The sequence below is a fragment of the Pontiella desulfatans genome, from assembly GCF_900890425.1.
Classification (GTDB): Bacteria; Verrucomicrobiota; Kiritimatiellia; order Kiritimatiellales; family Pontiellaceae; genus Pontiella; species Pontiella desulfatans.
In genome coordinates, this window is sequence record NZ_CAAHFG010000001.1 from 1,336,692 (window position 1) to 1,358,797 (window position 22,106).

At 53.8% G+C, this 22,106-nt stretch carries 9 protein-coding genes; 7 read left to right on the forward strand and 2 right to left on the reverse strand.

All coding sequences use genetic code 11. The features are described 5' to 3' along the window. Nucleotides 1–192: 192 nt before the first annotated feature. From E9954_RS05165 to E9954_RS05175, 3 genes are all read left to right on the forward strand, one after another. Nucleotides 193–2,481: a hypothetical protein gene (locus E9954_RS05165; RefSeq protein WP_136078151.1), complete on the forward strand. Its 2,289-nt coding sequence runs from the start codon at nucleotides 193–195 to the stop codon at nucleotides 2,479–2,481. Nucleotides 2,482–2,668: 187 nt separating this feature from the next. After that, a complete protein-coding gene (locus E9954_RS05170) occupies nucleotides 2,669–5,071 on the forward strand; it encodes an autotransporter outer membrane beta-barrel domain-containing protein (RefSeq protein WP_136078152.1) in 2,403 nt (800 codons plus the stop codon). A gap of 77 nt (nucleotides 5,072–5,148) precedes the next feature. Then, entirely contained in the window at nucleotides 5,149–8,415 is a 3,267-nt protein-coding gene (locus E9954_RS05175) for an autotransporter outer membrane beta-barrel domain-containing protein (protein WP_136078153.1), read from the forward strand. Here the strand turns inward: E9954_RS05175 and E9954_RS05180 are convergent. Beyond that, on the reverse strand, nucleotides 8,412–9,080 hold the full coding sequence (locus tag E9954_RS05180; RefSeq protein WP_136078154.1) for a response regulator transcription factor: 669 nt from the start codon (nucleotides 9,078–9,080) through the stop codon (nucleotides 8,412–8,414). The genes E9954_RS05175 and E9954_RS05180 overlap by 4 nt on opposite strands. Then, nucleotides 9,077–11,074: a hypothetical protein gene (locus E9954_RS05185; RefSeq protein WP_136078155.1), complete on the reverse strand. Its 1,998-nt coding sequence runs from the start codon at nucleotides 11,072–11,074 to the stop codon at nucleotides 9,077–9,079. Before E9954_RS05185 ends, E9954_RS05180 begins: the two co-directional genes overlap by 4 nt. Before the next feature lie 336 nt (nucleotides 11,075–11,410). Here E9954_RS05185 and E9954_RS05190 point away from each other — a divergent pair, with 336 nt between their 5' ends. From E9954_RS05190 to E9954_RS05205, 4 genes are all read left to right on the forward strand, one after another. Next, complete coding sequence (locus E9954_RS05190) at nucleotides 11,411–13,705, forward strand: autotransporter outer membrane beta-barrel domain-containing protein (RefSeq protein ID WP_136078156.1); 2,295 nt, start codon at nucleotides 11,411–11,413, stop codon at nucleotides 13,703–13,705. A gap of 57 nt (nucleotides 13,706–13,762) precedes the next feature. Further along, entirely contained in the window at nucleotides 13,763–14,554 is a 792-nt protein-coding gene (locus tag E9954_RS05195; protein WP_136078157.1) for a PEP-CTERM sorting domain-containing protein, read from the forward strand. 235 nt (nucleotides 14,555–14,789) lie between these two features. Next, nucleotides 14,790–16,631: a sulfatase gene (locus E9954_RS05200; protein ID WP_136078158.1), complete on the forward strand. Its 1,842-nt coding sequence runs from the start codon at nucleotides 14,790–14,792 to the stop codon at nucleotides 16,629–16,631. A 25-nt stretch (nucleotides 16,632–16,656) separates the two neighbouring features. Next, entirely contained in the window at nucleotides 16,657–22,071 is a 5,415-nt protein-coding gene (locus tag E9954_RS05205; RefSeq protein ID WP_168441984.1) for a sulfatase, read from the forward strand. Nucleotides 22,072–22,106: the final 35 nt, after the last annotated feature.

Here is a 22,106-nt window from a genome sequence, read left to right on the forward strand (position 1 = left end):
ATGAACGGGATAGGGGGCGATACGCCTTGTTGCATTGGTTTTTCCATGTTTAAAGCCTATTCCAGGCACCGGAGTCCATCTATCCCGTGAACACAGGATGGGCAACCTTTCCGGGTTTGGTAGCTTCGCTTACGAATCGGGGAAGGCGAGTGCTTTCCAAACTGGTAAACCCAACCGAAGCAGGAGGAATAGATGAAAATAAGAAAAGCAGCATTAGCAATATGTATACCTTTGGCATTAGCCGCATCCAGTGGCGCGGCCGTTATAATTGACGATGATTTTTCGTCGGGAACCATCTCCCATAATGCACGGTTTCGTATCAATCAAGCCGATGCGGGATGGTATCAGGACGTCACTTCATTGTGGAACATAACCAATGGCGTGCTGACCAATCCCGGCACGACTCCGGGGATTCCTGCCGAAGGCCCGGTTGGTCAAAGTGTTTTAACGTCCGGGCTGGCTGACGGTCTGGATAAGGTGATCGTTTCGTTCGACTATTCGGTCGGAGCAGGCAGCACGCTGTATTTTCATTTGCTCGGATTCACAACCAATGGGACGCCCAGTACGGATGAGCAGCTGGCCAATACCCAGCCCCAGAACGGTTCCATTCAAAACCAGGCGGAAACCGATTTTGGCGATATGAATATCCTCAACGGGGGCGATCCGAACGGTTCAGCCGGGAATGCTGTTTCGTTTGCGGCAACATCCGGCACCTACACGGCGACGTTCAGCCTGACCAACTATACCTGGTCGGCCGACGAAAGCCCCGGACTCACAGGCGACATTGCGGAAGTAAAGGACTTTGATTTGATTCTGGCCGCTTTCGCCTCCAACGTAACCTCGAACGATGGTGCCGGTGCGATTTCAATCTCCAATATTACGATCAGTGCCAAGACGTCGGCGGAGACGTCGGTGTCGGTTTCCCCCGACGATGAACTTTTGATGGTTCTGCTGCCCGGAGAAACGATCGTTACGGGATCGCTGGATGTTGCCTATATTTCCGCGACCAATGTGGATATTGCGGTTTCTATTTCAGATGAATCGCACGCTGGTTCGTTCAGTGTGCTCTCCGCAACCCCGCAGACGCTGACGGGGCCGGCAACGCTTGAGATTGAATATGACAACACCACTCCCGGTTTGACGGATGGCGCGGCGGCAACCTGCCTGGTGACGGTTGCCTGGAACGAGGAGGGACTGCCCACAACCAATAATATTGTTGTTCCGGTTCGGGCCCAGACCGGCTATGCAGCGAATGCGAACAATGGATTCATCGGCGCCGGAAACGGCATATCCTGGGGTGACCCGGATAACTGGAGCCTGGACCGTGTTCCCGGAACGCTGGGAGCCGACCGGGCCCTCATTCAGATCGGCGGTATTGTTTGTAATGTGGACACCAACTTTACAGGGCCGTTTGGTTACAACGTCTGGATTCGCGTGGCTTCCGGAGTTTCCCCGGTGCTCAACATCGGTGCCGACCTGAAAAATGCCAATCAGATTCATGTTGGTCAGGCCACCGGCCAGTACGGCACCCTGAACCACACCGCGGGTGCCGTTGAAGTCGCTACGCTCACCGTCGCGCATGCCACGGGAACCGCTACGAATAATTCGGCCTACACGCAGACCGGCGGGTCGGTTGATGTGGATTCGCTTACGGTCAACCCGACCGGCGAGCTGAACCTGAACGGCGGAACCATGGATATTGCGACTAGCATTTCTATTCTGTCCAACGGCGTCATCAATGTGGACGGCGGCGCACTCACGTTCGATGTGGAGCCTGCCAACCGCACGGTGAACTACGGAGAGGGCCTGTTGAGAGTGAAGTCCGGCTCATTTACCACCCTGGCGGCAGCGGCCTCCGATGTGCTCACGTACCAGGCGCAGCTTGAAGTCAGCGGCGGTACTGTGACCCTGAACGGCCAGAACAAGCTGGCGAAGCTGACTGTGATTGGCGATGATGCGTCGATTTCAATCAATGCCTATAACCGTCGGCCCAGCAGCGCCAGGAGCCTGGTCGAATTCGAGTTGGGCAGCAACGGGGTTTCAACGGTTAACCTGACTGGCTGGGCGCACCTCGACATGACCGATATCGTTGTTGACGGTTCAAGCTATACCGGCGGAGGGACGAATATCACCTTGTTCAAGGGTGGAGACTTCCAGAACCTGTCGACCAATGTGGTTGTGCAAAACTTTGCCGGGGACTACGCGGCAAGCGTAACACAGAGTTTGGATACGGATACGGTTGAGCTGATCATCACGGTCGGCGGCCCGGATATCAGTCTGGATATGCCCTCCGGCGGCCCCGTAACGATTTCGTGGCCGGTTGAAAACGGCAGCGCATACAACGTGATGACCAACGTCGATCTTGTGAACGGCACATGGGGCGATGCGGAATGGACTCCGTTCCTGGATGGCGACGTGTATAAAGCCACCAACAGCATCGGCAGCGAGCCCCGGTTGTTCTACCGGCTGGAAAACAAGTAAGATCCCAAAGCAGTGAAACGATGCGTGCCCGTACGATCCCGTGCGGGCACGTTTTCGTTTCCGGAACAGACCCATCCCGTGAACACGGGATGGGCAAAACTCCCCAGTTTGGTAAATTAGCTTATAAATCGGGAAAGGTAGCGGGTTTTTCCCTCGTGAAAGCAAACCCAAGCAGGAGGAAGATGGGATGAGGAAGCCATTGGTAGTTTCAACCGCGTTCGCGCTGTTCTGCGCGGCAGCCGCCCAGTCGGCCACGATCCAGGAAAACACGGTTTTTCCGGAGATGGATATCATCGCCAGTCAGGAGATTGGTGCGAGTTCCATCGGAATCCGTGACATCCCCAATCCGATCCACGCCATTTGCGGCCAGACCTTCACGATAACCAATGCAACGACATTGAGGGCCATCACGCTGAAGGCTAATTCAAGCAAAACCTTTAGTTCGGGGGATGACATGGTCGAATTGTGGATTGGTGCCGATGCCGATCCCAACCCGACCAATTTCGTTGCGGGAGCAACAAGCTGGCCGACGAGCTTTGACCTGAATGGAGTCACGCTGACGGCCGGAAAATATTACACAATCAACCTGGACTCCGATATTTCCCTGCCGGCTGGCGATTATGCGTTCCAGCTCAAATGGGAAAATACCGGCGCAGCGCATCAAATGTTTTTCGCGCGGGCGAACGGCGACGGCGACTATGATGCCGGGGGATTGGTTTATGCCCAAACCACGGATGGAAGCTTTGTTGATTTCCCATTGGATACATCAGTGTCCTTTGGCCTTGATATGGTGTTCGGGCTGCACTCGGCGGTTGTCGGGACGGTTCCCACCTTTTCGGTTGATCCGGCATCTGTGGATATGCTTCTCGTTCCGCCAAACGATCAGGTCACGGGAACCGTTGCCGTGGTCTATACGGCAGACTCCACCATGGACATTTCCATGTCGGTTTCTGCGGAATCCCATCCGGGATCGTTCAGTTTGTTGTCCGCCAATCCGCAAACCCTGACAGAGCCCTCTCCGTCAAACACCATCCTGGAAATTGAATTCGACAACACGGTTTCCAATCTGGTGGCGGGAGAAAGCGCAACCGGGCTGATAACCATAGCCTGGAGTGAAACCGGTAGTGGAACAACCAACGAAACGGTTGTCCCGGTGAGTGCTTCCACCGGCTTTGCACCCAATGCAAACAACACATTCATGCCATTGGTCGGAACCTGGGGCGATCCTGCGAATTGGAGTCTGGGTCGTGTGCCCGGTACTGCCGGGGCCGATAGGGGTATCATTCAGGGGGCTCAGGGCCGGGTCTGCAACGTGGAAACCAACTTCTCGGCACCCTTCGGCTACAGGGTTTGGGTCCGCACAACGGGCGGTACGCCTAACACCGTCAATGTGGGGGCCGACCTGAAGGGTAGCGCCGATATCTCCGTCGGGCAGGCCAGCGGCCAATACGGCGTGCTTAATCAGACCGCCGGCGATGTGGATACCGATGCCCTCATAATCGGCGACCCGGACGGAACGGCACCGAGCAATTCCTACTACAACCTGTCCGGTGGAACGCTGACTTTAGACGGAGATGCAACCCTGTATTCCACTGGGGAGATGGATATCACGGGAGGAACGATGGACATCAGTGGTGACATCAATATTGGTGGAACCGGCGTGCTTAACATTGATGGAGGCGCGCTCAGTCAGGCCGGCAATGGCACGATTGATGGCTTGGGAACCCTTAAACTGCAGTCGGGTTCCTTCTCTACGGGTAATAACACAAGTGGTGGGCAGACCTTTGAAGGCAATGTGGAGATCAGCGGTGGTGCCTTCAGCATGCTGAGCCAGACTCTCTGCTATGACCCTGCTTCGATTACCGTGAAGGGCGATGAAGCTTCCATTACCATGCGGCATATCCAAACGACAGATACCTACGGTAATTTTGGTCTAACGCTGAACTATGATCTCGATGAGACCGGCGTCAGCACGATTAACATGAGCGAGTGGATGTTCCTTCAAAAAACGAAGATTAATGTGGACGGCTCTGCCTATACCGGTGGATCGCAAACGATCAATCTGATTGATGGAAAAAGCATTAACGGTCTGGCCGCCACATCCAATATTACCGTAACCGGATTTTCCGGGAACTATACGGCCAGTGTGGAGCAGGATACCGGCTCCGGGAACGTCATCCTGACGATCTCCGCCGGGCCCTATGAAGATTGGACTGCCGAGTATAATCTGTCCGGCACCAATGCCTTGGCGAGCGCCGATCCGGATGGCGACCTGCTCAGCAACCTGTACGAATATGGACTAGGCGGCGACCCGACCAATGGTTCCGTCCTCGGAATGGATTCGAGCATGGTGTCTGGTTCCGGCTACATCGACTATGTCCATGTCCGCCGCGTGGAAGCCACCAACGATATCAGCTATGAGCTCGCGCTGAATCAAAACCTGGTTGTCGGAAGCTGGACGACCAACTCCGGCTACTCCGTGGTTGGATATGGCCCGGTCGTCGGTGACTTCGATACGGTGACCAATCGCATCATTACCACCGGAAAGACGGCGGAGTTCATCGATCTGGTTATCGAAGAGCTGCCATAGGCTTTGATTTTCAATGGATTTAGACGGGGGCTGGAAAGCCCCCTTGTTTTTATATATAAGAAACAAGAGGAATGATTATGGTTCGGAAATTCGGTTCTGCTTTGGGGCTGTGCCTGATGGTTGCCGCATCCGGCCATGCGGTGAACTTTACCCGCGACTCCGGCGATACCAACTGGTCGAACCTGGATCAATGGAACGACAACAGTTCCGGCAGTTACCAGAATGCGACCAATTTCCCGACATCCGGCGACACGGTACTACTGAATGCCGGCAAGACGGTGACGGTAGATACCCATGCAACCATCAATACCATGGTCGCGCCGAATGCGACATCGGACGCCGTTGTGGAATTTGTTTCAGGAGGGGGGCTGACGGCGAACAGTTTTCATGTCGGCAATTCCTCGCAGGCAGGCAATGGAACCGTGAACCATTTTGCCGGTTCGTTGGCGGCCACGACGCTCTCGCTCCGTCCAACCGGCACCAAGACGGGAACGTACAACTTGTACGGCGGAACCGTTGCCGCAACCAATCTTGAGGTCGGTAATTCAGCAGTGGGCGCAACCGGAACGGCTACCTTTGTTCAGTCCGGCGGAACGGTGACCACGCCCGATGTGGATATTGGAGGTTCCGGACCGGGAACGTATGAAATCTCCGGCGGCAGCCTGGATGCAACCGGCACGTTCGACATTCTCACCAACGGCCGGTTCATGGTGGTCGGCACCTCGGCTGTCGTCACGGCCACGGCGCTCGACACACAACCGGGCAGTACAATGGCTTTCAAACTGGATGCTTCTGGCATCGGCACCATGCAGGTAAGTGGAAGTGTGGATCTCGCAAATGCGTCGATTGCAGTGGATGGAGCACCCTATTGGGGTGGCGCGACGAACTTTACCCTGCTGGATGCAGGGATACTGGCTTCCATGGCGGGTTCGGTTTCAATCACGGGACTTGCGAACGCTTCCGTCTCGCAAGTGGGCGACAGCGTGGTGCTGAATGTGGTGGAGTCAAAAACCACGTCCGTTTTTGAAAACGCGACCGGCGACGGCCTGTGGGGAACGGCGGGCAATTGGTCGCCAGTTGGTGTGCCGTCAGGGGCTGTGCTGGCACGCATCGGAAACGGACTGGCCGCCACCTTTTCCACCAATCAGCCTGTGGTTGACGGCATCATTATCGGCAGCAACGCCACGCTGGTGGTTCAGGCAGGTGTCGCAGTCCCCGAACTGCGGTTTGAACCGCTCAGCTCCCTAAAGCTCGTCCTTTCCTCGGTCGGTCTTTCTCCATTCACGGTTTCCTCCGGTGTTGTGATGGATTCATCCAACCCGATCTGTATTGATGGCGCTAACTACGAAGGGCTCGATTGCTATTTCCCTTTGATTCTTGCGGACAACCTACCCAGCAGTTTGACTAACCAGGTTTCATTTGCGGGTTTCGGGATTAGGGAACCAGCCGTAGTGGTTGAGGACGATGGCCTGTGGCTGCGCGTGATTGCCATGCCGTCGCTCTCCGAGCGGCTCTGTTCGCTGGTTCCGGCGAGCCGGGTGGCGACGGATTGGTCCAACACCACCTTTTCGGTTGCGCGGAAATATGATCCCTCCGGCTCGGCCTGGAGCGTTTCGTTCGAAGAAGCGCATGTGCTGGATACGACCCTCATTCAGACTGCTGCGCATCCCAACCAGTCGTGGGAATTGCGCACCGGAATCGGGGGGTTCATCTATTCGCTCCGGACGGGTGCGCTGGGCGAAACCGTGCCGCCATCGTGGCGTAGCACACAGGATACATCGCCCTGGAACGACGAGGTCTGGCAGGGTGTGGCCGTCGGGCCGCTGAACAATCCGTCTGAAGGGAGCCCCTATTTCATGCACCAGTCCGGGGTCTACTTGAAGGATCCGGTTCTCACCAAACCGTTTTATTCCCCGCAGGTCGCTTCGCACCTCGATATGGAAAACCGCAGCTTCACCACGGTCAACTGGACGCCGCAGGCGCATGTGAACATCTATGTGGATGAAAACCCGACCAACGACTGGAAATCCTATCTGCTTTGCTATACGCGCTACCGCGATATGGGGCAGGGGGTGATCGAAGTGATGATGGGCTACTACAACTATGGCCCCGATCATCTCGATTGGTTCAACATGCCCTGGGGCGGCGTGCGGCGCACCAGCACCGAGTATGCGTTCACCTCCGAACCCGGCGGAACCACGTGGCGCATTCCTATGACCAACGGTTGGGGCAGCAGCGAGGACTTTGACGAAACCGGCGGATGGCAGGGCTATAGCAATACCTCAAACGGTGTCACCCCGGCGATGGCGTTTGTGTTCGGGCAGGATACGACCCCCAATCTTCCCGGGCAGAAATCCGACAGCTGGTTCCGCACCGGTTATGCCGGAGGAAAGGCTCAGTATAAACCGACCGAAACCGACTGGCGCAACTATCTGGTATCAACCGCCGTCCGCCGCTACAACCTTCCGCAGGGCAACGGGCTGTGGTCGACGCACTTCTATGTGCTTGGCGACGACATGCAGGATCTCTCGGATCGCATCCAGGCGCGCGGAGTGATCGGTGCCGACCTCGCCGCCTTCGACTACACGGAAGCCGGCACACCACTGGTGGCCTACAGCGTCTCCGGTAGCGGCGATACATTCCAATGCGTGGAAGACGGCGGCTCTCCCGACTTTTTCCTCTATGCGCATCCGGTGAGCAACAGCTTCCCGATCTTCGAGGTCATCGAGGACGACGGGGCGCGCTACCTGACCTGGAACCCCTATGCCAACGGCATCGTCAAACCCTACGACGGCACCATGGCCGGCCTGCGCCTGCTCGGGTTCACCATGCCCGTCGCCGGAACGAACTATACCTATGCGGCGCTGTCCGGACTGCTTCCTTCGGCAAACTACCTGCCCGACGGCAAAACGCTCTTTGCCCGCACCGCCACTCCGTTTGAAACGTGGCGCGTTCAGCACTTTGGCAAGACGGATGATTCCGGCGAAGGCGCGAGCACAGCCAACCCTGACAGCGATTCTGCCAACAACCTTGCTGAGTATGCGTTGGGCGGCGATCCGCTGGATGCGGGCGATACAGGGTATGTTCCATCGGCCGGAATCCTGAATGAAAACGGAACAAACTGGATTGAGTATGTTTATCCCCGCCGCATCGGATCCGAAGCGGAACTTGATTACGCTTTGGAAACCTGTTTCAACCTGATTTCCAACGATTGGAAGATCGGTAGCACAATAGAATTTCCTATCACCGGAAGCATTGATGCTGACTATGAAGCCGTTACGAACCGGATCGATACAACCGGAAAGACAAATGAATTCATTCGGTTGAAAGTCGATGCGTTCTAATTGTTTCCGGAGGGGAAAAATCCGAGCGCGTGGGCGCGGTGTACGGCCGCCGGAGCGTTGGGCACGTTGAGTTTTTCGAAGATATGGGCAATGTGGTTGTCGGCCGTTTTTGCACTGATCGAAAGATGCTGGCTTATTTGTTTTCTCGCGAAGCCTTGGCTGATGAGGGTAAGAATCTCCATTTCCCGTTCGGAGAGTGTTGTGGATTCCTTCGGGAGCGCTTCCCCTTTTCTGATGCTTCTAAGAACATACTTCGCCATTTTTGGGTCTAACGAGGCTCCGCCTTCCATGACCAGTTGGATACCGGACTTTATCTCTTGAACCGTGGCCGATTTCAGCAGATATCCGGCGGCTCCTCGCTGGATGGCGGTCAGGATGTCGGTTTCACTATGGGATTGGGTGAGGACAATGGTTTTCGTGGCGGGAATCAAACGGGAGAATTCCGTCAGCGCATCGAGACCGGATAGGCCGGGGAGGTTAAGGTCGAGCAGGATGACATCGGGAACGTTCCGGGTGTTCATGTTCTGGAGGCTTCGCAGGGCCAGTTCCGCGGTTCCGAACTGGTTGATCAACTCCAGAACAGAATCATCCTGAAACGCAAATTGGATAACGTGTCGATATTCTGGATTGTCTTCCACCAGCATGAGTTTGATTTTTTGGGTCATGATACATCCTGTGTTTTTCCGAAGCGCAGTTTTTTTGGTGTTTTCAGCTTTAATGAAATAGAGGTTCCGCCGGCTTCGGATGATGCAACCGAAACCGTTGCGCCGAGCAGTTTGGCGCGGCGTTGGAGCGAGGCGGGGATGGCGGCGGTTTCGTGGGCGCCCATTCCGCGCCCGTTGTCGCGGATCTCCAGGTTAATTCGACTCTCGTCGGCATGGAGTGCGATTTGAACCTCGGTGGCATCGGCATGGCGGTTAATATTAATCAGGCTTTCCTTAAAAAAGAGAAACAGATCGGCTCGGTTTTGTGGACTAAGGGTTTGCAGAATCTCTTCGCCGGTTATGGCTACCGAATAGGCATGCTGGGCAATAATGCGCCGGGCGGTCCGTTTCATGTCGGCCGGCAGGTTTTCGTGGTTCTCTTTGGCGGTTTGCATTTCGATGCAGTAGCGGGCGGCCTCGCCTGTTCGGATGGCCAGCGCATTGATTTCCTCTACCGTTTGGGCAAGCTTTTCCGGCGAATGCAGTACGTCCTTGGCATGCGACCCGAGGAAGCCGATGGCATGCAGGTTGGCCCCGAGCTCGTCGTGCAGGTCGGCGGCAAAGCGTTCTTTGAGGCGGGCGGCCTGGCGCATTCGCAGGATCTTATCAATGAGGATGGTGAACGCGATGCCGACTGCAAGGAGGGCCGCCAGCAAGCGAAGCCGTCTCATTTTGGTTTGCTGGCGCACATAGCGCTCATTCAGTTCGGCCGTCACAAGGGGGAGTTCGTTTTCCAGTTTTTCGCGCCGGGCGAGTTCGTTAAGCCAGTCACGAATAGGGAGAATCGAGCCATAAAGGTTGTGCCCGTCGGTCAGCGACGAGAAGGAGCGGTCAGGGTTGCGTAGCGCAAAGTTGGCTTTTACGGGGGCTCCAAGCGCCACGTTCCGGGCGTTTGAAAGGAGTTCGATTTCGGCAAAGCCAAAACGCTTGACAGCGATCTCTCCTTCAAGTTGCGTGAAAGGATCGATGGCCGTTAAACGAACGTGCCGGCAGGTTGCTTCGGGAAAGTGGCGCATGAGAATGGGGCCTGTTTCATATATGGATGTACAGTGGATTTCAATGAGTTGAACTGCGTCCGAAAAATCAGCGGTATCGGCTCCTTCAACCAGCAAGTGACGCGGAACGCCGAGGTCGCTGGAAAAGGATTGCGGAACCGTATCGCTTTGTTCAACGGTATGCAGATGGATTCCATGCAAAGGAAAGGCTGTGCCGAGATCAATCTCCAGTGTCGCCGGATTCGTGGAGGAGACCGTGCTAATCATCGCGATGCTCTGTTCGCCCTGGGCAGCATCCATGAGGTAGGGTAAAAAACCGTCCACCAGATAGATGTCTTTTCGCGAGGCGTTGGGCGTGAGGGGCGGGACGGTTACCGGGCGTTTCAATGCAACATTTTCCTGGCCACTGAAGACCATGATTTCGGCCATTTCTAAATCGTAGCGGTTATCGAATAGGCGCGCGGAGAGTTTCGTGGCTTCGAACCGTATCCAGGAAGCGGTTGTCCCGGGGCAGTCAATGATAAACGGGGCAATGCCCGGTTGCGGGTAGTCGCCTTCCCTGAATGTGGCCAGCACGGAGCCGTTGGTGTCGGAGTTTGTGCCTGTAATCAATCGAAAATCGCGCGGGAACCCATCGGCCTGGAATCCCGTCTTTGCGTTTCGCCAGATGGTCGGGACCAACACCACTTGATCCACCCGGGTTTCTTGGCCCAATTCAATTTGAATCCATTCCGTCTGGTTCGGGGTGTCGTATGCCTGTGAGCGGTATCCGATGGCGCCGGCACCGCTGCGCAGACTTAAGGAGGCGAGTTGGCTTAATTCGGCTTCTATGGCGTCGCGTCTTGTTTCCAGTTGTGCAACCGATTGTGTTGCGAGTGGAGCCTCATCGGAAAAGCTTCGAGCGGGGAAGGCGGCTCCGGTCAGCAATAGTGCGATGCAGATTGATCCAGTTAGATTCATCCCGATTAAGTTCCATCATTTACCTCCGGACTACAAGTTGTTTTCCCAATCCCACCGGGTTTCGGGGGCGTGTGCAACCGCGCGGTTTTGGACGAGCGGGTGGGTGGACATCGGCCGCGAAGGGCCTCTTTCGGGGCTCATTTCCCGTTGCCGAAGAATCTATAACGTTATAAGACGACGCCTACGTCGCGCTCCCGTCATCCACCAATCCATTCGAAACCGGCGAGAATGCAGGAGGGGGGTAAAACCCCCATAGACGGATGGATTTGTTCCGGTACCATGGCTTACGAATCGTAAAAGGCTAAACCGGAAAACCTAAACGAAAAGGAGATAAAGATGAGGAAAAACGCAAGGTGTACTATAGGACTGTTGGCTGCGCTTTCCATAAGCGCTCTTGCGGAGGTGGTGCTGCTTGATGAGGATTTTTCGAGCGCATCCCTTGCAAAGTCGGGAAACCTGTTGCGAGATAGTACCGGCTGGGTCGTGCGAACGGTTTCCAATTGGGAGCTTGCCGGTGAAGCGTTGACGGGTACCGGGCAGGCGGCTGCCGGTGAAGGAGCCTGCGCACACATCATTCCCGTGGCAGGATTGGGACTTTCGAGTGAAAATTCGCTGACTCTGAGTTTTGACTATGCCACGACCAACGAGGGTGAAACGGTTTATGTGCATATCTGGGGGTGTAAAGAAAACGGCACTCCGTCATCCGCGACCACGGCGACAATGAATACCGGGGCCTCAAACGGAAATGTGTGGGATCAGAGCAATGCTCCTTTTGATATGTATAACCTAGGCAAAGACAACAGCGCTTTTACCGGAACGACTGGGATCGCGAGTGATGCCGCCGTCAGCGGATTGACCGGTAGCGGAAGTTACACCAATACCTTTGATCTGAGCACCTTTACCACGGCGCCCTCTTCGCTGGATCAGTACGATTATATTGCAATTGGATTAACTCGAAATCAGGCAAATGCCTCTGGGTTAACCTCGTTTGATAATATCAAACTCACTGCAGAAAAAGTTGCTGTGGTTGCTTCGGCGGTAGTTATCCCGGAAGAGCTGGTTATGGATATGGTTTCGCCGGCAACCGTGGCGACTGGAGCCGTTGACTTTGTTTATAATTCCGACACCAACCTTGAGGTTACCATTACGGTTTCAGACCAATCTCACCCAGGTGCCTTTGTGGCCCTGGATATCACACCGCTTACGCTGACCAATCCGGTGACTTCCCTGCAGTTTGAAATTGATAATGCACGCGCCGGCCTTGCAAACGGTGAGTCTGCAACGGGACTGGTTACTTTTGCGTGGACCGAACTTGGCAGTGCCGCCAACGGACAGATTATTATGCCGATCAGCTCAATGTATGGATTTGCTCCGGGGCAGACCAATCTCTTTACCGGTGCGGTGGATTCGGAATGGGATAATGCTGCTAACTGGGATCTGGCCCGTGTTCCCGGCGCATTGGGGGCGGATTTGGCCATGATCGATAGTGCATCGGTCGTCAATGTATCTAGCAATTATTCCGGTATTTACGCATGGGAGACCGTTGTGAAAGGCGGGGCTTTATTGAATATTGCCGCAGATTTGATCGGGGGTGCTGATACCATGGTCGGATCGGACGGTGACTATGGATTTGTATATCAGACCGCAGGGGACAACGAAGTGGAAACCTTAACGGTTGGTGATGCGGCGGCTTTGTCGAATTCCGTGTATACGCTGTCGGGTGGAACGCTGACGACTTTGGGCGAGCTCGTCATTAATTCCGGTGGTGTGATGAAGGTGACGGGCGGATCCATGGAGGTTGCGACTGCGGTTTCCTCAACTGCAAGGGGTGTGGCACTGGCCTCTGGCGGCGTCCTTGAAATCAGTGGCGGGACCTATCAAGATACGAGCCGCATCTGGGGCGAAAGCGGTTGTACCGTTCGAATTATCGGTGATGCCGCTGATATTACGGTACATCAACTCTTTGGCCGATACTATGGAAGTTTTGATTTCATACTGAATGAGACCGGTGTGAGCACCCTGAAGAACAACTCATGGGGATCGTTGGGTACGGTTACATTCAATATTGACGGTGCAGCATATACCGGCGGACCTAAGGATATTGTGCTGTATTCCGGAGGCAGTAATAACGGTTCGCTGGGCAGCGATTATGCGGTAACGAACCTGGGTGTTGAAGGGGTGGATTGGGAAATCATTGAAACCACCAATACACCGCATACGATTACTCTGAAGATTCTCGGATCGGGATACGCAACATGGGCGAGCGGATATGGCCTTACCGATGCTGATGCCGCCGAAGATTTCGACTATGACGGCGATCTGTTCGATAACCTTACCGAATATGCGCTGGGCGGAAATCCGACCAATGATGCGGATCGGGGATATGTTCCAACCTATGGAATCGCCGGTGAATATTTTGAATATGTCTATGCCCGCCGTCTCGGTGATTCCAACCTGGTCTATACCGCCGAGTTCGGTACGGACCTGGTGAACACGAACTGGGACAGCAGTGTGGTAAGCGAACTTCCAATCACAGGAAGCCTTACCAATGACTTTGAATCCGTTACCAATCGCGTTGACATGACCGGCAAGGATGTCGGCTTTATGCAGCTGTTGATCGAGTCGCTCTAATAAGAGAGTCCGGCATGTCCGTGCGATGTTCGGGCATGCCTTGCTAAAAGGAGAAGTATGGAAATGAAATACATAACAGCCGGGCTTTGCCTGGTTTTGGGGGCGGGGGCGTATGCTGACGCCGTTCTATTGAGTGATAGTTTTGACTCCAGTACGGTGAGTGCCGATAACGGTTTGCGCTATGATGAAATGGGCACTTCCGGTGCAGTCGGTTCCGGGGCGTGGCAGGCCGCGAGCGGCACCAAGTGGGGGATCGGCGGCGGAAGCGTTACGAATGCCAGCGGCGGAACGAATGCACAGAATGAGGGTGCATTGGGTCGTCTGGTTGACATTAGTTCTCTGACGGATTCCAGCCTGAATAAGATTAATTTGGCGGTTAATTTTGCGACGGCCAACCAATCTGAAACCTTGTATGTTCATCTCCGGGGATATGTGGCGCATGCAACGCCTGCAGCTTCGCGGCAGTTTGGAAATGTTGGTGCTACAAATGGCAACGTTTGGGAGCAGCAGTATAGTTCCGGTACAACCGTAAGCATCTATAATTTAAATACGGGCGTCGAGGTTTTAGATTCACCCCAAGCGGGTGCCGGTACAGCAGTCCAGTTGTCATCCGGCACATCGGGAGCACAGTCCGTCGATTTAACGTTTGATATGTCCGATTATGCAGTAAGCGATATTACCGGATATGATTATCTTGGCGTTTTCATCTCGCGTAATTCAGCAGGAGTTACTCCGATGGCTACGATTAATGACATCACGGTAACGGCGATTCCGGAACCGGCTACGTTGGGACTGATTGCCATGGTCGGCACTTCAATCCTATTCGTGCGCCGTCGGTTGGTGATTTAGCACAGCACGGCTTTGCTGTTGTACCCCCGGAGTTTCTCCGGGGTTTTTAGTTTGATGCTGGCGAGGTTTTCGGCCTCCTCTGCATTGATTACGCCTCTTTCGATCCGACGTGCGGGGGAAAACCCCCATGGGCAGGCCCCCGATTTTGTGCCACTTTAATGCATTAACTGCCGGACTGTAGTGAGTGCTCTCGGTTCCGAGTGCGGACAAATCGTGATTTAGTAAGAAAGGGTTTATGAAAACAGGTTTATTGAGTGTGGTGTTGGGACTGATGGTCGGTGCCGCTAGCGGGGGCGATCGTCCTGCCAAGCCGAATGTTCTCCTGTTGCTGACCGATGATCTCGGCTGGCAGGATGTGAAGTGTTACGACATTGATGAGCCGTCTCCCTATGAAACTCCGAATATCGATGCGCTGGCAAAAAAGGGCGTGATGTTCTGGCAGGCCTATTCGCCGGCACCCACCTGCGGGCCTTCTCGCTGCGCGATTATGAGCGGCACGCATCCGGCGCGGGCACAAATGACGCATGTGGCCGGCGGGTTTCCGCCTAATCCCATTAACCAACATTTTCGCATGATGGATCCGTGGTACAGCGCCCGTATTCCAATGGATTCATTTACGCTGGCGCGTGCCATGAAGGCGAATGGCTATGTGACCGGCCATTCCGGCAAATGGCATATGTCAAAGAGTCATCATGCCGTTGCGCCGCAGCCGGAGGATGTAGGCTTTGATTGGACCCGCCACAGCCGTGGAGCTCATACGGGGATGAAGGACCGATTGAGTGGATTTGCTACTACTGATCCGGACGATCCGTTTCGTCTGGATGAAAACGGATTCCCTTTTCATCAAAATAATGAAGATGCGCTGACGTTTATTCGAGAGAACAAAAACGAGCCGTTCTTTCTCTATTACTGCACCTGGCTGGTTCACGCACCGATTGTGACGCGCAATGAAGCCTTGTTGAACAAGTATGTGGAAAAGCTGGGGGTTGATCCGCGTAATACCATTAAGAAGAATGTGCCGGGACAGTTGAACCCGTTCTACTGCGCCATGGTGGAATCGCTGGATTATTATGTGGGGCAGGTTTTCCAATATCTGGAAACTACGGAAGATCCGCGCTGGTCGGGACACATGCTCAGCGAAAATACCTACATCATCTTTACCTCCGACAATGGCGGAATGGAAGGTGGTCCGGAGGAGCGGTATACCGATAACAATCCGCTGGATCGCGGAAAAATCTCAGCCAAAGAGGGTGGAACGCGGGTACCGCTCTTTATCGTCGGTCCTGGGATTCCGAAAGGGGTGCAGTCGGATGTAATGGTGAATGGACTCGATTTTTATCCGACCATTCTGGGGTTGATCGGTGCTGAAAAACCGAAAGACAAGACGCTTGATGGGCTCGATGTTTCAAACCTGCTGCTGAACGATCCGACCAATCCCAAACTGGTGAAAGAAGCTGACGGTTCCGTGCGCGATACCCTGATGTGGCACTTTCCGCACGGTGGTGCGTTGGAAAGCACGATCCGGGTGGGGGATTATAAACTGATTCGAAACTATGATCATGTGAACGGCCACGAACCGGAACTGGAGCTGTTTCAGCTATATATGACGGAGGGCAGTAAGCAGGTGCGTGTCGATATTGAAGAGGCAAAAAACATTGCGGCTAAGATGCCGGAAAAGACCGAGCAACTGAACAAACTGCTGACGCAGAGGCTCACGGAAATGGAAGCCAGCTATCCCTGCTACAACCCGAAATGCAAAGGCGACCTTCCAGGCATTGGAAAAACGCCGTCTGTTTCCAGTCATCGGAAGAAAGGTGCGGTCATCGAATTCCAGATCAAGGAAAACGGAGCAAAGGTACTGCGGGCTGATCTGATCTATACGCTGAATGGCGGCGGTCGATACGAGGAGTGGTTTCGTGCGCCGGCGCAGGTTTCCGGATCAAAAGTCATTGCGAAACTTCCTGAAGGAACAACGCACGTATTTCTCAATCTGATTGATGAAAACAACTTTCTGGTCAGTTATCCGGAAGTGGTCAAAAAGAAAACGTATTCAACGGCAGCGATTGCGATTAAGTAAAAAAGATAAAAAAGAGGAACGCGTTATGAAATCTATGTGGGCAGGAATTGTACTGATAGGAGCAGTATGTGTCGGATATGCCGAAACCGTATTAATCAACGATGATTTCAGTGTAGGAACGGTTGGGACGTCATTGACCATAGGCGCTGCAAATGATGGGCAGTGGTATGCTGAAAACGGTTCAGTCTGGACGATCACTAACGGAGTGCTGGGTAATGCAGGTGGTTCTTCAGATGTTTCCAATAATGAAGGTTCACTGGCTCAGTTGGTTGATCTGTCCGGGATTACGGATACCAACCTGAGTTCACTGACGCTGAGCTTTTTGTATCAGGGCAATTCCGCGACAGAAGAACTGTATGTTCATCTTTGGGGGATGAATTTTGCAACCGCCCCGGCGGATGGCACATCTGTGGTTAATCACGGAGCAACCGCCGGGAATATGTGGAAGATCGGTGCTTCATCGACGGCTTTTAACAACGGAGACCTATATAACCTTGGAAATCTGAATGGCGAATTTTTCAATGTCAACGTAGGGGCCTACCAAGAGGCGGCAGTCCGGATTCCAACCACCGGAACCGACCTCGTCAATTTCAGCCAGACGTTTGACCTTTCAGTCAATACGAATGGCATGGATAACATTGCGGCCTTCGACTATTTGGTCATTGGAATCACCCGCGATGCCAACGGTACTGATCCTTCCATTGTCATCGATGACTTCATGCTGGCCGTTTCGGATCCCTCAGATAATCCTCGTCCGGCGCAACCAAACTTTATTCTTCTGCTGGCCGACGACCTCGGATGGCAGGATGTTGGATGTTACGATATCGATAACAATCAGGTTTTTGATACGCCGTATATGGACAATCTCGCAACAGAGGGAACCCGGTTTACGCAAGCGTATTCGCCGGCCTGTGTGTGTGCGCCGACCCGCGCCGCTATTCTAACCGGTAAACATCCGGCTCGACTGAACTTCACCACGGTGAGTGGGGGCTCTGTCTGTCCTCAACCTTCCGATCTGAGCAGTCGGGTAATGACGCCGTATCACCATAGACGATTGGAAGCTGCGGAAACCACCTTGCCGGAAGTGTTGAAGACTGCCGGCTATTATAATGGTCATATTGGTAAATGGCATATGGATGGACCTGACGAATTGGAGCAGGGTTTTGACTATTCCGATGGTGACCGCGGGGCAACGATTACACTGGGCGACCGAACAAGCGGTTTTTCAGATGACCTCGATGAAAACGGGTTTGCTTATGATCAAACCACGGAGAATGCGCTTGGATTCCTGAGTTCGGCCACTGAAACTAATCAACCGTTCTTCTGTTATTTTGCCACCTATCTGGTGCACAGTCCGTGGCATATCCGCACCGAGAGTCTGCTGCAGAAATATGCCGATCGCATGGGCTATGATTATCCGCTCACCGGCGAAGAATATTTTGCACCGGGGCAGAATAATCCGTATTACGGCGCGATGGTCGAAACCTTTGACTACTATGTACATCGGGTCATGACCTACCTGAAAGAAACGGATGATCCGCGTTGGCCGGGACATAAACTGATTGAAAACACCTATATCTTCCTGACCTCGGATAATGGCGGCATGGAAAATGGAGACTCCCAAGGGAAGGTGACCGATAACTACCCGTTGGATCAAGGGAAGATTTTTCAGGAGGAGGGGGGGCTGCGTGTGCCGTTTTTTGTTGTGGGGCCGGGGATCTCCACCAATGTGGTCAGCGATGTGATGGTTAATGGACTCGATTTCTATCCCACCTTGCTGTCGCTTGCAGGCATTGACATTCCGTCCGGGATCGACGGATGCGATATTTCGGAGCTGTTGTTAACGGATCCGCAGGATGAGGAGTTGGTTACCGATGAGGGTGGCGATGTGCGCGATACCATGTATTGGAGCTACCCGCATATTTCTGGAACCCGCATGAATGCCACGATGCGTAAGGATCGCTGGAAGCTCTTCCTGAACTACGATCATGTGAATAATGCTGCAGCGAACGAGTTTCGTCTCTATGAGCTCTATGATACCAACGGGGTTCGTGTGGATATCGAAGAGGCCAACGACGTATGGAATGCCGACTTGGTCTTAACGGAACAACTGGGCGATTCATTGAAAGCCTGGCTGGACGAGGTCGATGCCAATGTCCCGCATTATAATCCTCATTACACCGGCTCGCCTTCACTACCCAATCAGGATCAAGTTCCGGGCGTTATCACTAATGGTAATGGCGGAGGCGGCGTGGTGTGGGTGGAATATGAGACCGACAAAGCGGCTATGAAGCGCGTCGATTTGCTCTACACCCGGAATGGAGAAAGCTCCAGCCAAACATGGCTTCGTAAGGAAGCAACGATTACAGCATCCGGCCGGGCCGAAGGCGAGGTGCCGGAAGGAACCACGCATTATGTGTTTAACCTGATTGATGAAAATAATTTCCTCGTCAGTTATCCGGATGTAGGGACGGGAGGTGATGGGTTGCTCGACTCCGCCTTTGCGATTTCCTATGTGGAACTGCCCTATGTTAATCCTGCACCGCAGGTAGAAATCTTCAGCGAAGATTTTTCCGGCGCAACACTGGATACCGCAGGCCTTAAACGGGATAGTGTGGGATTCTGCATCGGCGGCAGCAGTGCCTGGGCGATTGATAACGGCGAACTGGTGAATACCAGCCTGGTGAATACTACGGTCAGTGAAGGGGCGGCAGGGTGCATTATCGATTTGTCCACGCTGGAAAATCCTTCAGTGTCTGAATTTACCCTGAGCTTTGATTATGCGTTGGCTGAAGACAACGAAACGCTCTATGTGCATGTCTGGGGCTATCAGGATCATAGTTCAACGCCAACGACGGCGATCCTGAATCACGGAGCATCCAACGGAAATGCATGGGAAGACGCCTCGCCAGCCATGACGGCTTATAATTTTGGGAACTCCAACGGCGTTTGGGTCGGCACCAAAGGAATTGCTTCCGATGCTGCGGTAGCGGTGTCCGGCTTTCAGGGTATGACGTCCTATGCAAGAACCTTCGACCTATCAGCGTTTACATCAGCTCCGAACCAATTGGGTGAGTATGATTATCTGGTGATCGGTTTTGCTCGTAACTTCAGTGGAAGCGCGCCAGCAGCAACAGTTGATAACGTAAAGGTGAAGGTGCCCTCATCGACGATCATTGTTGCGGAATCCACCAACTGGTCATCTCTTGTATCAACCACAAACGATTCCGTTGAAATTGAGTCCGGCGTAACGGTAACGGTGGATGTCGAGGCATCTGCACGATCGCTCCGGCTGGATGGTCTGCTTCTGTTTAAACTGGGCGTGCTGGGGGCTGATCCTCTCACACTGGAAGAGAATTTAGCGGTGGGTTCGAGCGGTTCCATTGTTGTGGATGGATCGGATTATGAGGCGCTTGATGGCTACATGCCGTTGATCTATAACTCAATGCTGGATGGTAGTTTAACCAGCCGGGTTTCCTTTGTGGGCTTTGAAGGGCGTGAGCCGGCTGTTGTTATTCTGGATGAGGGTATGTGGCTTCGCTTGGTCGAACCACCAAGTTTATCTGAACGCATCTGTTCTGTAGCTCCTGCATCAACGGCGAATGCAGATTATACGGATTCTATTTTTTCTGCAACGCGTGGATTTAAACTGACCGGTTCGGCGTGGGGTTCCCTCTATGATGAATCGGTCGTTATGAACACCACGCTGGAGCAGACCGTGATGGATGGTGGAAGCGGCGCGTTGAATCAGTCCTGGTCCATGACCATCGGGCATGGCGGCCAGATTGCTTCTTTGCGTACTCCTGCTCTGGGCGAAACCGTCCCTCCGCAGTATCAGAGCAACCCGGGGTCTGCTCCATGGATCGATGAGGTCTGGCAGTCAGTGGCCATCGACCAAACCCTGAATAATTCCTACGACAATGCACCTTACTTTATTCATCAGGCGGGCGTTTATCCGACCAAAGATGATGAATTGACGGAGGCTTTCTATTCGCCGGCGGTTGCGGCCTATGTAAATGAAGAGAACCGTAGCTTCATGATGATTAACTGGGGGCAGCATGCACATCTGCAGGTGTACACCAACAGTATCCCGGAAGATGATTGGCGGTCGGACCTACTCTACTTTACCGGCGTTAAGGATCTGGGGGATGGGGTAATTGAAGTGTCACAGGGCTACTACAACTACGGTGTGGATAACCCGACCTACTTCAATATGCCGTGGGGAGGCGTGCGCCGCACGAGTACCGAGTATTGTTTCTTTAATGACCCGAGTGGGACGAGCTGGTCCGATCCTATGACGGCACACTTCGGCGATGGCGTGAAGACCAACTATTCCGACACCGGCGGAGCCATGGCATGGAGTGCTTCCACCAATGGTACGACGCCCTGTCTCGGGCTCGTTTTCGGACAAGACCCAGATCCGCTTCTCCCGAATCAGAAGTCGATCAGTTGGATGCGCTACGGCCATCATGGAACTTTCAGTTGGGACGAAACCTCCTGGCGGAACTATTATGTGATCAGCGCGATCCGGCAATACTACCTGACCCAGGGGCGCGGCGTTTGGTCTCGGTATTACTTCGTTCTCGGAGACAATCTGGATGATATCCAGGATCGCATCGACGAGCGCGAGTTGACGGCGGTTCCGTCGCTCGAGCCGTTTGATTACACCGAAGCCAATACGCCTTTGGTTGCGTATAGCTATACGGGAAGCGGAGCGGATTTACAGATCGTGGAAAACAGCACTTCTCCACAGTTCTTTCTCTATGCCTATCCGGTAAACGGCAGTTTTCCGATCTATGAAATATTGGAAGATGATGAAACGTACCACATCACCTGGGATCCGTATGCAACGGGTGTCATTAAGACCTACGATGGAACCATTGCCGGAATTCGCCTGCTGGGTTTTGCCCCGAGAACAGCAGATGTGTCGGGAAGCCCTTATACGTATGAATCGCTCGATACACTGATGGCGCCGGCTTCGCAAAACTATATCGCCTCCGGAGAAACGCTGTCGGCACGTACGGCAACATCGTTTGAAACGTGGAAAGTGCAGTACTTTGGCATGACCGATGATTCGGGTGATGGAGCCAGTATAGCCAACCCGGATAACGATAGCGCCGACAACCTGATTGAATATGCCATGGGCGGCGATCCGCTGGATGACTCCGATACGGGGTATGTTCCAACCTCTGGAATGCTGGCCGAAAACGGAACCAACTGGTTTGAGTTTGTTCATCCTCGCCGGATCGGCGCAGAGGGCGAAATAGCGTATCGGATCGAAAGCAGCTCCAACCTGATTTCCAATGATTGGAAAACCGCGGCCCATACTGAACTTCCAATGACTGGAAGTCTGGATGCCGCCTATGAAGCAGTCACCAATCGGATCGATACCACGGGTAAGACCAATGAGTTTATTCGACTGAAGGTGGAGGCGCTGTGAAAAACTTCGTAGTTCCCTCGGAGCGAAGCGAAGAG